Here is a 16,658-nt window from a genome sequence, read left to right on the forward strand (position 1 = left end):
TTCCATCTTTGCCCTAATTAAAGTTTCAATCGCTTAAAATTGTATGATCCGTGATCAATAGCCAATTTATAATCTACGCCTTAACTTTTATTGTGAATCTTTGGTTGACTACTATAAAGTAGTTAAATAACTGAGTTTTTGGTTTAGGAGAAATTTCTCCTAAACCAAAGTAAGATTAACCTGCTTTTTTCAATGCAAAATCTTTACCAAATAACAATTTATTTCTAAATGTCGAAACAGGTGTTTGATCCGCAATTAATTCGGCATACCACATACCATCTTCGGTATCACCGAATAAAACAGCGCCAATCACTTTATCTTTTTGGATAATAATACGCTTGTAAATATGGCGTTTTTCGTCATTTAGAATGATGTCTTCATAATCTTCTTTAGGCTCAAAATTACCTGCTGAAAAGACATCGACACCACTCACTTTAAGCTGAGTTGGTACCGTTGGAGACTTAAACGTTAAGCTACCATGTTCAGCCAAATGGGTTGCGCAAATAAATGCTTGCCCCCAAAGTGGCTCCACCAATCCAAAGGTTTGGTTACGATGTTCAATGCATTCACCAACCGCATAAATACTTGGATCAAAGGTTTGCATGGTGTCATTCACTAAAATGCCGCGATTACAACGTAATCCAGCGCTTTGCGCCAAAGTGATATTTGGACGAATACCTACAGCAAAGACCACTAAATCAGCATCTAATAAAGTACCATCTTTTAAACGGATCTGACTGACATGACCATTTTTACCAATTAAAGCTTCGGTATTGGCTTCAGTAATAATCTTGATGCCTTTCTCTTCAATGCTATGACGTAGCATACGGCTTGCTCGACCATCTAATTGACGCTCCATAATGCGATCCATTAGATGCAGCACCGTTACATTCATGCCACGTTGCTTCAGACCATACGCTGCTTCTAGGCCAAGTAAACCACCGCCAATCACAACTGCATTTTTTTTAGTTTCACAATATTTAATCATGGTATTCACATCATAAATATCACGGAAACTAATCACACCTTTCAAGTCAACACCTTGTACTGGTGGAATAAACGGCTTAGAACCTGTGGCAATAATTAAACGGTCATAATCAATAGTTTCACCTTTTTCTGTATGGACTGTCTTGCGAGTACGATCAATTTTTATCGCAGGATCATCAGCAATAAACTTAATCCCTTTATCGCTATACCAAGCATGAGGATGCAACATAATATCTTCGATCGTTTTCTCACCCGAAAGCACTGGTGACAGCATGATACGGTTATAGTTACCCCAAGGTTCTTCACCAATGACTGTCACTTCATAACGATCTGGCGCCATATCAAGCAAATCTTCTAGGCAACGCATCCCAGCCAAACCGTTACCAATCAGAACAAGCTTTAACTTCTCTTGTGAAATTCCATTGTTGGTAATATAAGTTTTTTGCGGAACAGTACCTACCCAAACTCGACCATTTTCGATTTTGGTTGGAAAAACAGAAAGCTTTTGATCTTTATCTTCTAGGCATCGACCTGTTGCTAAACTGAAGTGTTGTTTGTAAATCGGTGAGGCAATAACACGCTCACCTTGCAAATCACCAATAATACCGCGCGCCATAACATTTGCTTGGCTGAATGGATCTTTATTGCTTAATGCATAAATACGTTTTTCGCTCCCTACGCGGAATAAAGCAACGGATTGACCCGCAATAAGTGCTCCTACACCTGTATTTGGCGTGATGTCATCAAGATGACACACATCAATCCATTGATTTTCTGGAAGCATATTCATGTCTTTTAGATTTGTCATTTTGATTCTCCTTATGCTTCTACCATCGGGATACGATCAACTGAACGCTCAGCTTCATTTAATGGACGGATCTGATCACGCACTTCAGTAAATTGAATATATGGATCAGCTTGCTCTTCAGCGCTTGCATTAATGTAAGTTTGGAAGCGTTTACGAATCTCAGGATTCTCTACCGCAGTACGCCATTCGTCTTGATATGTTCCAATGACATGTGCCATGCGATTTTCAAGTTCTTCTGCAAGACCAAGCGAATCATCGACAATTACAGCTTTGAGATAATCTAAACCACCTTCCATGTTGTCACGCCATACACTCGTACGTTGTAAACGATCAGCAGTTTGGATATAGAACATAAAGAAGCGGTCGATATAACGAATCAAAGTTTCAGTATCTAGATCAGAAGCTAAAAGCTCTGCATGGCGTGGTTTCATTCCACCATTACCACACACATATAGGTTCCAGCCTTTTTCTGTCGCAATTACACCAACATCTTTACCTTGTGCTTCAGCACACTCACGCGTACAACCCGACACAGCCATTTTTAGTTTGTGCGGTGAGCGTAAGCCTTTGTAGCGATTTTCTAATTCAATCGCTAAACCAACAGAATCATCTACGCCATAACGGCACCACGTGCTACCTACGCATGATTTCACTGTACGCAATGATTTACCGTAAGCATGACCTGACTCGAAGCCTGCTGCATTCAACTCTTCCCAAATAAATGGTAGCTCGTGCAGTTGTGCACCAAATAAATCAACGCGTTGACCACCTGTAATTTTGGTATACAGGTTATATTTTTTAGCAATTTGACCTACCGCAATCAAACCATCTGGCGTGACTTCACCACCTGCCATACGCGGTACAACAGAGTATGAACCATCCTTTTGGATATTTCCTAAGTAGTAGTCATTACTGTCTTGTAGACCTGCGTGCGTTGGCTCCAATACAAAGTCATTCCAGCACGATGCCAAAATGTTTGCTGTCATTGGTTTACAGATATCACAACCTAAACCATGACCATGTTGTTGAATCAAATCATCAAATGTTTTGATTTCATTGACACGCACCAAGTGATAGATCTCTTGACGTGAGTATGGGAAGTGTTCGCATACATGGTTATTAACCGTTACACCTTGACGTTGTAACTCAGACTTTAAAACTTGAGTAACTAATGGCGCACAACCACCACATGCTGTTGCTGCTTTAGTACATTTCTTTAAAGCACCTAAAGAGGTGGAACCATCACAAATAGCTTGGCAAATATCTGCTTTCGATACGTTGTTACATGAACAAATCGTTGCGCTATCTGGAAGTAAATCAACACCGCTACCGCCCGCTTTCGCACCAGAATCAGCAAATCCTGGCATGATTAAGCTTTCAGGTGTTTCTGGCAATGCGATACCATTCAACATCATTTGTAAAAGATCGTTATATTCTTTTGCATCACCAACCAGTACTGCACCCAGTAATTTGGTTTTATCTGCATCGACAACGATTTTCTTATAAACCAATGCATCTTCATCAGCATAGAAATAGCTGAGGGAGTTTGGACTCATGCCATGTGCATCACCAACCGATGCGACATCCACACCCATCAACTTCAGCTTGGTACTCATATCAGCACCAGCGAAACAATGTGTTTCTTCAGCTAAGATATGCTTGGCTGCAATACGCGCCATATCATAGCCCGGCGCAACGAGACCATAGATTTTATTGTCCCAAAGCGCACACTCACCAATCGCATAAATATCTTCATTTGAGGTTTGGCAATAATCATTAATCTTGATACCCCCACGCTCACCTAGTGCCAACCCGCTGCTGCGTGCAAGTTCATCACGTGGGCGAATACCTGCTGAGAATAGAATAATGTCTGTTTCAAGCTCGCTACCATCCGCAAACTTCATCACATGCGTTGCACTTTCTCCCGCTTCAATAGATGAAGTTGCTTTTTGAGTATGAACTTTTACACCCAGATTCTCGATTTTACGGCGTAAAACTTTACCACCTAAATCATCAATTTGAACCGCCATTAAGCGTGGTGCAAACTCAACAACGTGCGTTTCTAGGTTTAAATCACGTAAAGCTTTTGCAGCCTCTAAGCCTAATAAACCTCCACCAATCACTACACCTGACTTTGACTTTAAGCTTGCAGCACGAATCGCATCTAAATCTTCAATGGTTCGATAAACAAAACAGTTCTCACGGTCATTGCCTGAAATTGGTGGAACAAATGCATATGAGCCTGTTGCCAATACCAATTTGTCGTAACTAATCACATCACCAAAACTTGTTGTCACTGTTTTTTCGACAGCATCGATTGCAATGGCTTTGGTATTCAAGCGTAAGTCAATACCATGCGCATCTGCAAAATCAAAACGTGCAAGTGATAAGTCTTTTGCTGATTTTCCTGAAAAATATTCAGTTAAATGTACACGATCATATGCAATGCGTGGTTCTTCAGCAAGAATCGTAATTTCTAATTCATCATCAGCTTTCTCTAAGATGGCTTCGATGAATTTATGACCCACCATACCGTGACCAATCATCACTAATTTCATTGTGTTTCTCCTAAAATCTAATCTGAGATTAAGCTGCGCTGTTTTGTTCTGAGCCACGTTCTAAAATTGCTTGTTCAAATAAACGTTGTTCTTTTTCTTTATGCTCTACCGAAAATCGGATAAGCATGACCGAACTCGCAGCAATGACCACTAAGCCACCTAGAACCATTAAACAAGTTTGAATATCCAACATACCTTTCAGTAAGAAACCTGCCGCCACTGCACCAACGTTTCCACCTGCACCGATGATGCCTGCAACACCACCTAGCGCTTCACGATCAATAAATGGAACAAGCGCATAAGTCGCACCACATGCCATGTGTGTGAATAATGCAAATACCGTCATTACGAGAATAGCGAGTACAGGTCCATTCATTTGCGAGAACAACATTAAGAAAAGCCCTTCGCCAAGAATCAATCCAAACAGTACTTTAGTACGACCATCCAAGCCTTTTTTGAGTGCAACTTTGTCTGAAAGAATCCCACCCAATGCACGGGCAAATAATGCGAGCAAACCAAAGATACCTGCTGCTAAACCAGCTTCTTTTAATCCGAAACTAAAGTGTTCGACGTAGTACATCGCAATGATGTTATGCATGAAGATTTCGATCCCAAAACATGCAGCGTAAGAGCAGAATAGAATCCAAACACGGTAGTTACGTGCAGCATGCATTAAAATTGCAATACCGCCTTTTTTATCACTACCCGCAGCAAAACCTTGTGCACGCAATTCTTTAAAATCACCTTGCGGACAATCTTGTGTGAATTTCCAATAAAGAAGACCAACAATCACCATCATTACACCAGGTACAATCAGTGCAATTCTCCACCCCATCGCTTGCTCTACACCAAACATCACCAATGCAGATAGAAGTAGCGGCATAAGGGCTTGCGTTGCTCCACCTCCTGCATTTCCCCAACCTGCTGAGGTCGCATTTGCTGTACCTACAACGTTAGGAGCAAACATAATGCTAGTGTGATATTGAGTAATTACAAAACTTGCACCTATTGCACCAATCAGCAATCGAAAGAAAAGGAACGATTCATAACTATTTGCTGATGCAACACCAAATACAGGAATACTTCCTAATAACAACAAAGTGGTATACGTCTTACGTGGACCGTATTTGTCGCACAATGGCCCTACAATCAGTCGAACCAGAATCGTGATGGCAACTGCGGCAATGTTAATATTTGCGATTTGATCTTTGGTTAAATGAAACTCACCCGCAATGACAGGCATCAATGGTGCGCAGGCAAACCAAGCAAAGAAGCAAACAAAGAAAGCAAGCCAACTCATGTGGAATGCTCGCATCGCTGGCGCTGAGAAGTTAAATAACTTAATTGATGTGGCTTTTTTCGCCGATAAATCTAAAGACATTGCCATCTCCTATACTGAACGTATACTGCTTTGTTGACACATGTCGCTGTGTAAACAAACCGATCAGATCGGACATCGTTGGCCGTCTTACAATTTTTTAAAAAGTCTTCATTGACTCAATAAATATTTAGCAAATGCTATGCCAACTTTAATAAATCAAAGCAAGATATTATATTAATAATTGTTTTTTAATGATTTTTATGAATAAAAATAGCTTAAGCACTACATTTTACCCCTATACAAAATAGGGCTTTATGAGGATGACCCGTTTTAAAGCACAATTCTTTCTGCTTCAAAAGAACTCTTTTTACGCACCAAAACAATACATTTTATAGTTTTAAAACATAGTTCTAAATTTTCTTTGGTTCTAAAATCAATGAACGATACAATAAAGCGCATAATGTAGATGCTAAAGGAGCGATTGCACCGAATAAGAATAACTCCAATGGCACCAATTTTGCTTTTAAAACAACATTCATCGTGCATCGTCTTAAATGCACACACACTTATCGTTTGATCTTTATACTTATGCCGAAACTCAGAATCGCACTTATTGATGATGATCAAGCCCGAGCTGAATACATCAAAACTTGTTTAATTGAACATGATTTTGATGTTGTTGCTTGCTTTACTCTTGATCACCTGAATATTTTCAAATTGGAACATCTTCAAGCAGATGTCATTTTGCTCGATATGGATCATCCACATCGTGACGTTATTGAAAGCTGTGTAAGTAACTTTGACCTACCCACTGTACTCTTTACTAAAAACACTGACAAAGACACCATCAAACAAGCAATTGATGCAGGCATCACTGCCTATATTGTTGATGGTATCGATCCAAGTCGTTTACATACCATTCTGGATATTTCGATTGAGCAATATAAAAAGCATAAAAAACTTGAATGTGATCTAAAAGATGCAAAAACAAAACTCGCAGATCGAAAAGATATTGAAAAAGCGAAAGTTTTACTGATGCAACTTCACGGTCTCACTGAAGATACAGCATTCCAATTATTAAGAAAAAATGCGATGAGTCATCGTATGACCATCGGTGAAATGGCACGTCGCTTGCTCGATGCACAACAGCTTTTGAACAATCAATTAAGGGATGAATAAATGAGCAGTTTAGAAAAAAGTGAATTGCAACTTGGCTACATCCCTTTGCTCGATTGTATTGCCTTATTATGGGCAAAACAGCGTGGTTTGTTTGAAGCAGTAGGTCTAAATGTTACCTTAACCAAAGAAGCTTCTTGGGCAAGCCTACGTGATCGACTGGCTTTTGGTCTTTTAGATGCTGCACATTGTTTATCTGCCATGTTACCTGCAGCCGCAATAGGTGCTGATCAAATTGGTATTCCATTACAAACACCACTCGTTCTCAGTGAAAATCGAGCTTTTATAAGTTTAAGTCAAAAACTATGTTATCAGTTAGATATAAAGAAATATGATGCTGTAGAGCTATCAGCTAAAAAATTAGTAGAACACATGAAAAAAAATTATGTGGTTTCTTTAGGACATGTTTTCCAGCATTCCATCCATCATTATTGCTTAAGAGAATGGTTAGCATTAGCAGATTCTGAACTGGCACATTCAATACAACTCAAAACCTTACCACCTCCATATATGGTAGAAGCGCTAAATAACCATTTAATTGATGGTTTTTGTGTTGGCGAGCCATGGAATACTCAGGCAGAATTGGCGGGATTAGCGCAAATTGTCGGTTCGAGCCAAGACATCATTCCCAATGTTGCGGATAAAGTTCTAGCTGTAACGCAAGAGTGGGCTCAACAGCATCCAAATACATTAATTGCCTTAACTCGCGCAATCTTGCAGGCTCAACAAGAGTTACGTGTGTTAGAAGATTTTGAACCTGTCTGGCAACTTTTAATTGATTTTGATGTCATCCAGTTTGAATGTTCGCCAAGCATTCATGTTGAAAAATACTATACGATCCAAGATATAATTCGGAACTTCGTTAAAAGTAGCGCTATACCTAAAAGTACAGATTTTGAATGGTTATTTCAGCAAATGCAAAAATGGAACAATTTGCCTGTAGGTTCTATAGATTACGAAAATAAAGCGCAAAGTTTTCTACTATTAGATACTTATTTAGCAGCATCAAAATAAGAGAACTCGTGATAAAAAAAGCTGTCTTGTGAAAAAGACAGCTTTGAAAAGACCCATAAGAGATTCTGCCAATCGAGAGCGATCTCTTATGTAATAGGTATACTATCTATATTCAATTTATCTTTTTCGGACATTTTCATGTCATTAGCAGCCATACAAAACTTCACAATTCATCTTTTTTGCCAATAAGCCACTTTCGTCGATTTAATCAACCCCCTACCCACGAGCTTGAACCGAATGTCAAATTGAAGCTAATCCTTATTATCAATCTAAACTAGAATATTTTTATAATTCAGTATCACGACGCTTCATCCACTGCTCTCTTTAGAAGTATATTTATACTAATTTTAAAAAATCCATTAGAATTAAAACAAATATTTTTCAAAAGTTTAGAATAAAAAAATATTCATAGCTTGAAATAAACACATGAACTAATTAGAACTCAATATAAGTTTCAAAAAAGCAAATCAATGAATTACATGACTTTCGAGTTACACAAATTACATGAACGAAATAAGGTAATTCAGTTTAAAATAGTGAAAAATAAATAAGCCTGAAATTTGTCATATTTTAACATTGCCATTTCCTTGCAAAGTTTTCATTATATGCAGCATGCTTGGTATGCAACTTTCTTCATCCATTAAAAGAAATTATAAGAAAAAAATGCAGAATTTTGTGCCATAATAAGCAAACTTTGCAGACATCTTGCAAAAAACATTTGCAGATTTAGAACTGGAGCAGGCTGAATGAGCTCAACCATTTTGGTAATTCACGGACCGAATTTGAACTTGCTAGGAAAACGCGAACCAGAGGTTTATGGTTATCTCACCTTAGATGATATTAACCAGCAACTCACCACTCAAGCCCAACAAGCATCATTTACACTAGATACATTTCAAAGCAACTGGGAAGGTGCGATTGTCGATCGCATTCATCAAGCACAAACTGAAGGGGTTAAATTTATCATTATTAACCCTGCAGCCTTGACTCATACTTCAGTTGCTCTACGCGATGCCCTTCTTGGCGTTGCGATTCCATTTATTGAGGTTCATTTGTCAAATGTTCACGCCCGTGAATCATTCCGTCATCACTCATATTTATCAGACAAAGCCATTGGTGTTATTTGTGGCTTAGGTGCGAAGGGTTACTCCTTTGCTCTCGATTTTGCAATCGAAAAAATTCAATCTTCTAACTAATTTATACATTTCAGGAATGCTCACTCATGGATATCCGTAAAATCAAGAAACTCATCGATTTGATGATTGAATCTGACTTACAAGCGATTGAAGTTAAGGAAGGTGATCAATCCATCTCATTAACTCGCCCTACTCCAGTTTACGCAGCGGCACCTTTGGCAGCAGCACCTAGTGCTTCTGCTCCTGCGGCTCCAGCAGCAAAAACACCTCGTGGCGCCGTAGAAACGTCACCGATGGTTGGTGTGTTCTATTCTGCACCAAGCCCAGGCGAAGGCCCATTCGTAAATGTAGGTCAAACAGTTTCTGCAGGTGAAACACTGGGTATCATCGAAGCGATGAAAATCATGAACCCAATTGAGGCGACTAAAAGCGGCGTGATTGAAGAAATCTTGGTAAAAAATGGTGAAGTGATCCAATTTGGTCAACCACTTTTCCGCTACCGCGCCTAATTAATTTGGGGATTCTAATGTTGCAAAAAGTATTAATTGCAAATCGCGGTGAAATCGCCTTACGAATTACGCGAGCTTGTAAAACGCTTGGCATTAAAACAGTTGGTATTTATTCTGATGCTGACAAAGACTTAATGCATTTACGCTTCGTTGATGAAGCTGTCTGTATTGGGCCGGGTACCACAAGTGAAAGTTATTTAAATATTCCTGCAATTATTACTGCTGCAGAAATTACAGGTGCGGATGCCATCCATCCTGGATACGGCTTTTTGTCTGAAAATGCTGAATTTGCTGAAATTGTAGAAAGCTCAGGTTTTATTTTTATTGGTCCTCGCCCTGAACACATTCGTCTTATGGGTAACAAGGTATCCGCGATTATTGCCATGAAAAAGGCTGGCGTACCCACCGTGCCTGGATGTGACCATGCTGTAACGATTAACAATGCACTTGCTGAAGCAAAAAAAATTGGCTTCCCGTTGATCGTCAAAGCAGCATCAGGCGGCGGCGGTCGTGGTATGCGTATCGTTGAACGTGTCGACACATTACTTGAATCAGTTCAAGCTGCACAACGTGATGCTGAGATGTGGTTTGGTGATGATACTGTATACATGGAGCGCTTCTTACAGAAACCTCGCCATGTAGAAGTTCAAGTGTTAGGTGATGGTAACGGTCATGCAATCCATTTATATGACCGAGACTGTTCTTTACAACGTCGTCATCAAAAGGTGTTAGAAGAAGCACCCGCTCCAAATCTACCAGAACAAGCACGTGCTGATATTTTAGAAGCATGCGTCAATGCTTGTAAGTTGATGCAATACCGTGGTGCTGGAACTTTTGAGTTTTTATTTGAAGAAGGCGAATTCTTCTTTATCGAAATGAATACTCGTGTTCAAGTTGAGCATCCTGTAACTGAAATGGTTACTGGCATTGATATTATTGAACAACAACTGCGGATTGCGGCTGGTTTAGGTTTAAATATTGAACAGCATGAAGTCGAAGTAAAAGGTCATGCGATTGAATGCCGTATCAATGCTGAAGATCCGACCACCTTCTTACCTTCTCCTGGTAAAATAGAAAACTTCTATGCACCAGGCGGCGCAGGTATTCGTTTAGATTCTCATATTTATCAAGGCTATAGTATTCCGCCGTATTATGATTCGATGATTGCAAAACTCATCGCTCATGGTAAAGATCGTAAAACATCTTTAGCTCGTATGCGTCAAGCTTTAGATGAAATGATTTTGACTGGAATCAAAACCAATATTCCATTGCACAAAGATCTTATTTTGCAGGATAAAAACTTCTGTGAACAAGCTATGGATATTCATTATCTAGAGAAGCATCTACTAAAACAGCTTGAATCGAAAGCTGAAAAAGCATAAATAAAAAAGCCTCTAAGTTAAGAGGCTTTTTTATTATTCAATCTTTCTAAGGTAGAACACGGCGTAATGTCGCAAAACATTTTTCGCCTTTTTCATTGGCGCAAAAATTAATGGTGTGATCATTTTCCCATTTCACAAAATACTGCGAAACTTCACCAGTTTGGTCTAGTGTTTGACCTGAGCAATCCATTTGATTATTGTCATACTTAATCTGTAAAACTAATGCAGGTAAACGCTCTTTATGATCTTCTGAAGGTTGATAATCATATAAACCATAAGACCATTCTTGGTTACTCTTAATTACGACCTCATTCATTCCACGAAAATTATAGTATTCGATACACTTCTTATTATTAGGAATTTCCATTCCCCATAGCCCCATGATTTCAGGACGACTTATCACCCGAATCGCATTTGCTTTAGCCAATTGTTGTGCTGTTACTGCTTTTTCATTTACGACCGTGTCTGCCATAGTCCATGTTGAGCAAGCCCATAATAATCCAATAATATAAATATTTTTCATAGATTTAATTAAGTCGTAATCTAAACGGTGTAAGGTTTTAAATTAGCATATTTTTTGAGAAAAACATGCATTCATAACCATATAAACACAATATTTTTAGCTTGAACTTTATTTGATTGTTATGGCATTTTTTCAGGTATGCTAGCTCTAGATTTACAGTTATTTTATTTACATTATAAAGATTTAGCTTTAAGGATAAAAGCCATGAAATTTTCTGAATATGTGCAATATGATGGTTTAGGATTAGCAGAACTGGTCAAAAGCAAACAAGTTCATCCTTCAGAATTATTAAAAATTGCATTAGAACGAACAGATCAAGTCAATCCAAAGCTAAATGCCATTATTATTCCAATGTATGAGCAAGCGAAGCAGCGCACACAGCAAGAATCCTCTGGATTATTTGCAGGCGTTCCTTTTCTAGTCAAAGACTTATTCCAAGAATATCAAGGTATTCCAACCTCTTATGGTAGTCAAGCGCTAAAAAAAATTAACTATACGCCTGATTTTAATGCTGAAATCGTAAACCGCTGGGAACAAACAGGGATTATCACTTTTGGTCGTACGAACACGCCTGAGTTTGGTATCAAAGGAATTACAGAACCCGATGCTTGGGGAGCTTGCCACAACCCGTGGAATTTAAAACACAATAGCGGTGGTTCTTCTGGTGGATCAGGCTCTGCAGTTGCAGGTGGAATCGTCCCGATTGCTGGCGCAGGTGACGGTGGCGGTTCAATTCGTATCCCCGCTTCTTATTGTGGTTTATTTGGATTAAAGCCGAGTCGTGGTCGTACACCTTGGGGGCCACAATACAGTGAAGCAATGCATGGTGCTGCCATGCAACATGTTCTCTGCAAAACAGTTCGCGATAGTGCTGCCATGCTCGATGCAGTTCAAGGCCCAGAACAAACTTCACTTTTTAGAATAGAAGCACCTGAAAAGAAATATTTAGATATCATTCAACAGGCTCCAAGAAAACTCAAAATTGCTTTTAATACTCAATCACCGATTGGAACAAAAGTTTCTAAAGACGCGATTCAAGCTGTTCAACAAACCGCTCAGTTACTGGAATCTTTAGGGCATATTGTTGTAGAAGATCGTCCAAAAATAGATGGTTTAGCATTAGGAAAAGACTTTGTAACGACTTGGTTCAGCCAGTTCTCATATATGCAGACACAAATTAAACAAATGGCAGGTGCAACTGATCATGATTTCGAATTAGATTCTATTGCCCTCGCTGCTTTTGGGGCCAAGACAACCGCAACAGAATATATTCATACACTGAATAATTGGGGGCTTTATAGCACTCAAATGAACATTTTCTTTGAAAAATATGATCTTTACTTAACCCCAACAACAGCATCAGTCGCACCTAAAAATGGGGAAGTTGCGACACCTAATTGGCAAAAACCAATCTTGAAAGGACTGTTAAAAGTAGGAAAAGCGCACTATCTGGCACAAGGTAAATTAGTTGAAAAAATGGTGCAGGATAATTTAAGTTGGGTACCTTTTACGCAGTTAGCAAATGTTACAGGTCTACCTGCCATGTCTGTGCCTTTATACTGGAATAAAAGTGGCTTGCCTTTGGGTAGTCAGTTTATTGCACCATTTGGGCGTGAAGATCGTTTATTGCAACTTGCAGCACAATTAGAACAAACACAACCGTGGATGTCTCAATATCAGAATATTCAACTCTAACCTAAGTTTTAGCTGCCGTTTCCAATTGATTCGGCAGCCAAAATACTAAAAACAAACCGACGAGTACGATACCACTTGCATATAAGAAAATTGTTGCGCCTGAAAACACTTGCCAATAATGCCCAGCTAATAGACTTCCAGATGCAACCCCTAACCCCCACATGGTGCTGTAAAGTGCTTGTCCCCGCCCTTGTTGCTCAGCTGAAAAATTTTGAAAAATCACTTTCATTGCAATTAAGTGAAATAATCCAAAACTAAAGGCATGTAAACATTGAGCAAATAACTGACCAAAAAAATGTGTGTTTAATATACTAACCAAAAACCAGCGTAAACTTGTCAAAATCAAGCATACTGCAACTAGTGTCCGCCAAGAGAAACGAGTAAAGAAAACTTTTTGCGCTATGGCAAACATGATAATTTCTGCAATTACGCCTGTTGCCCACAGCGTTCCAATTTGTGTCGTGCTAAACCCAATCTCTTTTAAAAAATTACTATAAAAACTATAAAATGGCGCTTGTGAGAATAATAAAACAAATTCAATCGCAAAAAATGCAGCCACAGTAGGTCGTTTTAAAATAGGTAATATAGATTCTAGTTTTTTTTGCGAGCTAGGCGCATGTTCAGGTTCTTTAATGCTAAATGACCACAAAAAAGCTAAAAAAGAAACCGCTAGAAGTAAAATGGGTAGCATTGAAATTTGAATAATTTCTAATAAAGCTCCGATAATGAATACGCCTAATATGAAGCCAACAGATCCCCACTTTCTAACTTTTCCATAAAGCTCTGCGCGTTTATCCCCCAACCAGAATAAAGTAACGCCTTCAAATTGCGCCAAAATTGCATTTTGAAAGAAACTAAAGATCAGCATGAGTAGTGCAACAGATTGAAAGCTATTCGGGATGACAAAAATGGCAAACCAGATGCAGGCTTCCATCCATGTTGCAATACGCACTAGCAACATTCGTTTGCCTGACTTATCAGCAATCCAGCCCCAAATCAGCGGTGCAAAAAAACGAGTAATAATCGCAATTGAAGACAAAATACCAATTTCTTGATAATTAAAACCTTGATCTTGTAGATACAAGTTCCAATAAGGCATGAATGTACCCACTATGGAATAGTAGAACAGGTAGAAACCACCCAAGCGGGTTTGGATACTTAAAGATTGAAACAATTCACGCGCCTTTTACATAGATCAACAGCTATCATTCACAACAAGATGTATTGCCTTGCGATAAACATAAATTTTAAGTGATGCAAACAACCATCACAAATGGACTACCACCATTCGTCATTTGATTCCAAGGAAACATAGAATGTGGAAATTGGCAGATGCTAATACATTCTAATTCGAGTAATGATTAAGCTATAAAAAATCACCACTAGTAATAGTGGTGATTTGGTTTTGCATGTAAAAATGCAGGAATCAATCCAGTCAAAGCAGCTCGAATATCTGCACGCTCATTAATCAATTGATGTGAACCCTCTTCCAACATCAACAAGGTCTGTAATCTAAATTTTCGGCGAATATATTCAATGTTATAACGCCAATCTACCGTTTGATCGAGTGCACCTTGAGCAAGCCATACAGGAATACGACATGCAGGTCGATGTTCCATTTCTAACATCCATTTGGACATTGCTAAAATCCAATCCATCCCCATCATTCGAGGCTGTAACGGATCAGTTAGGCGAATAAATCTTAAAAACTCAGGATTATGATTATTACGACGGAAATGTCGTGGTACTTGGCTCTTTATACGACGAATAATTCCTAAGCCAACAGAATTATGCCACCAAGCTGTTTTTGCAGGTCGAATCAATGGCGATAAGAGCAACACTCGATTAACGATCGGATCTTCTCTACGCTCGGCAAATTCAAGTAAATGATGCATCCAAATCGCACCACCAGTACTTTGCCCTATTCCTAACCATGGTTTTGGTAGTTGTTTAGCACTACGAACAACATCATAAACTGCATGCAATACTTGTTGGTAATGGTCAAAATTCTGAATACTTGCTGGTGAACCATTACTTAATCCATGACCGGGCAAATCGTATGTAATAACACTGAATCCTTGATCAAGAATTTCTTTTATAATGGGTTGATAAATACCACTATGTTCTAAGTATCCATGTAATAAGCATACCGTACCTAAAATCTTTTCGCGTTGAGGTTGAAATACTTGTACATGTAAACGAAATAATGGCATTTCAACATAGCCTTGCCAGTGTTCGCATTCAAGTAAATCTAAACCATAAAGCTTTCTATAAGCTTGTAGTGCTTTTGAAGGTTCTATTATTTTTGATAAATCAAGCGGCTCTAAAAGCTGAGGCGTTGTTTCTCTATTGGGGATAGGTAAATCCAATTGTTTAAGTATTGTCGGATTTAAAAATGGAATATTGGACATATTATGGTATCTCTCGACAATGACTTGAGCCAAAAAGCGTATCACGAATCGTTGCTAGCAATTCATAGTTAGCACGACGACTGTGATCATAGTTTTGTTCACTTGGTCGCCAGTCTGTCAATGTTGTTGGCATCGGTGCGATCACAGGAACAGTTTCAATTCCATTGAGTGCAAATAAACGTCTTGTTCGTGGCATATGATATTCATCTGTGATGAGAATGACTGTCGGTGCGCCACCTTTCTTTTGCAGTAATAATGAACTAAATCTGGAGTTTTCACAGGTATTCATACTTCTATTTTCTAGAAGCTTCGCTTCTATACCTCGTTCTTTAAGCCAAGCTTGCATATAAGGTGCTTCAACACCACTTAAAACAATAGGAAGAGGATATTGCTTTTCGACTTGCAAAGTTTTTTCCAATCGAAGACGTGTATAGTTATTTACAACAATATCTTTACCATTTGCACCAAGTGTCAAGCCACCGCCTAAAACAACAATTGCATATGGCTGAGACAATCCTTGCGACTCGTTCATTCCATCCTTGTTCTTCTTCAGATCGACTAAATCTTTATTTGTCTCGTCTTTTTCATCTGAATAAACAGGTAACTCAATAGGATATGTTTCTAAAAAAGCAATATATTTTCCCATTAAAGCCTGATTATCAGGCGTATTCCACTGTAAAAAATCCATTGGCGTACTTGCTGCTACAGCAGAACTCTCTTGTTCCTGTTCTGATTTCTCCGCCATTAATGGAATATTGGTCTGCTGGTTTTCTTCTACATTTTCACGTTCTTGCTCTTCGGTCATCAGTTGTTGTAATAATTTATAACGTGCTTGAATTAATCTTAAATCTTCAGGTTTTTCAGACCGAAATGTTTTTTCCATTAACTTGAGATAAGCTTGGCGCGCAATCCACAAATTAGACCCCGGCTCCAAAGTTTCATGCTCGCTTAATGCAGCTGGTTTCTGACTTTGTGCAGCAACTTCATTCACATCAACAGGTACAAATCGGTTTAGCCCCTTTACAACCAATTGCGAATAAAATGGCGAATATAAAAAAAGTACAGAGCAGCCTAATAGCATGAAAAATATAGTTATGATTCGTACTAAGCCAATCATCCAATGTACTTTACCCATAAA

Annotated in this window: 13 protein-coding genes; 6 read left to right on the forward strand and 7 right to left on the reverse strand. The window is 38.8% G+C overall.

Features of this window, described 5'->3' with window-relative positions; translation table 11 throughout:
• Positions 1–175 precede the first annotated feature (175 nt).
• Genes nirD through CDG56_RS10085 form a run of 3 tightly spaced genes read right to left on the reverse strand, consistent with a single transcriptional unit; the run spans position 176 to position 5,734 of the window.
• Positions 176–1,795, reverse strand: a complete 1,620-nt coding sequence (nirD, locus tag CDG56_RS10075; RefSeq protein ID WP_087547781.1) for a nitrite reductase small subunit NirD — start codon at positions 1,793–1,795, stop codon at positions 176–178.
• 11 nt (positions 1,796–1,806) lie between these two features.
• Complete coding sequence (gene nirB, locus CDG56_RS10080) at positions 1,807–4,353, reverse strand: nitrite reductase large subunit NirB (RefSeq protein WP_087547782.1); 2,547 nt, start codon at positions 4,351–4,353, stop codon at positions 1,807–1,809.
• Positions 4,354–4,381: 28 nt separating this feature from the next.
• A complete protein-coding gene (locus tag CDG56_RS10085) occupies positions 4,382–5,734 on the reverse strand; it encodes an MFS transporter (RefSeq protein ID WP_087547783.1) in 1,353 nt (450 codons plus the stop codon).
• Between the two features lie 528 nt (positions 5,735–6,262).
• Here CDG56_RS10085 and CDG56_RS10090 point away from each other — a divergent pair.
• From CDG56_RS10090 to accC, 5 genes are all read left to right on the forward strand, one after another.
• Positions 6,263–6,853, forward strand: coding sequence for an ANTAR domain-containing response regulator (locus CDG56_RS10090; protein ID WP_087547784.1), 591 nt, complete (start codon positions 6,263–6,265; stop codon positions 6,851–6,853).
• Positions 6,854–7,864, forward strand: coding sequence for an ABC transporter substrate-binding protein (locus tag CDG56_RS10095; RefSeq protein ID WP_087547785.1), 1,011 nt, complete (start codon positions 6,854–6,856; stop codon positions 7,862–7,864).
• A 746-nt stretch (positions 7,865–8,610) separates the two neighbouring features.
• Positions 8,611–9,060 (forward strand): type II 3-dehydroquinate dehydratase, encoded by a 450-nt coding sequence (gene aroQ, locus CDG56_RS10100; RefSeq protein ID WP_005160410.1) that lies wholly within the window; start codon positions 8,611–8,613, stop codon positions 9,058–9,060.
• A 26-nt stretch (positions 9,061–9,086) separates the two neighbouring features.
• Positions 9,087–9,509: an acetyl-CoA carboxylase biotin carboxyl carrier protein gene (gene accB / locus CDG56_RS10105; protein ID WP_005160413.1), complete on the forward strand. Its 423-nt coding sequence runs from the start codon at positions 9,087–9,089 to the stop codon at positions 9,507–9,509.
• Positions 9,510–9,526: 17 nt separating this feature from the next.
• Positions 9,527–10,891, forward strand: coding sequence for an acetyl-CoA carboxylase biotin carboxylase subunit (accC, locus tag CDG56_RS10110; RefSeq protein ID WP_087547786.1), 1,365 nt, complete (start codon positions 9,527–9,529; stop codon positions 10,889–10,891).
• A gap of 46 nt (positions 10,892–10,937) precedes the next feature.
• On the opposite strand, the gene CDG56_RS10115 is transcribed toward accC, so the two are convergent.
• Positions 10,938–11,414, reverse strand: coding sequence for a hypothetical protein (locus CDG56_RS10115; protein ID WP_087547787.1), 477 nt, complete (start codon positions 11,412–11,414; stop codon positions 10,938–10,940).
• 204 nt (positions 11,415–11,618) lie between these two features.
• Between CDG56_RS10115 and CDG56_RS10120 the strand changes: the two genes are divergently transcribed.
• Complete coding sequence (locus CDG56_RS10120; RefSeq protein WP_087547788.1) at positions 11,619–13,109, forward strand: amidase; 1,491 nt, start codon at positions 11,619–11,621, stop codon at positions 13,107–13,109.
• 1 nt (position 13,110) lies between these two features.
• Here the strand turns inward: CDG56_RS10120 and CDG56_RS10125 are convergent, their stop codons facing one another.
• From CDG56_RS10125 to CDG56_RS10135, 3 genes are all read right to left on the reverse strand, one after another.
• Positions 13,111–14,283, reverse strand: a complete 1,173-nt coding sequence (locus tag CDG56_RS10125; RefSeq protein WP_205666495.1) for an MFS transporter — start codon at positions 14,281–14,283, stop codon at positions 13,111–13,113.
• A gap of 208 nt (positions 14,284–14,491) precedes the next feature.
• Positions 14,492–15,520 (reverse strand): alpha/beta hydrolase, encoded by a 1,029-nt coding sequence (locus CDG56_RS10130; RefSeq protein WP_005160442.1) that lies wholly within the window; start codon positions 15,518–15,520, stop codon positions 14,492–14,494.
• Between the two features lies 1 nt (position 15,521).
• The gene (locus CDG56_RS10135; protein ID WP_087547789.1) at positions 15,522–16,655 is read right to left on the reverse strand and encodes a YdcF family protein; all 1,134 of its coding nucleotides are present in this window, start codon (positions 16,653–16,655) and stop codon (positions 15,522–15,524) included.
• Positions 16,656–16,658: the final 3 nt, after the last annotated feature.

The sequence above is a fragment of the Acinetobacter sp. WCHA39 genome (genome assembly GCF_002165385.1).
In the GTDB taxonomy this organism is placed as follows: Bacteria; Pseudomonadota; Gammaproteobacteria; order Pseudomonadales; family Moraxellaceae; genus Acinetobacter.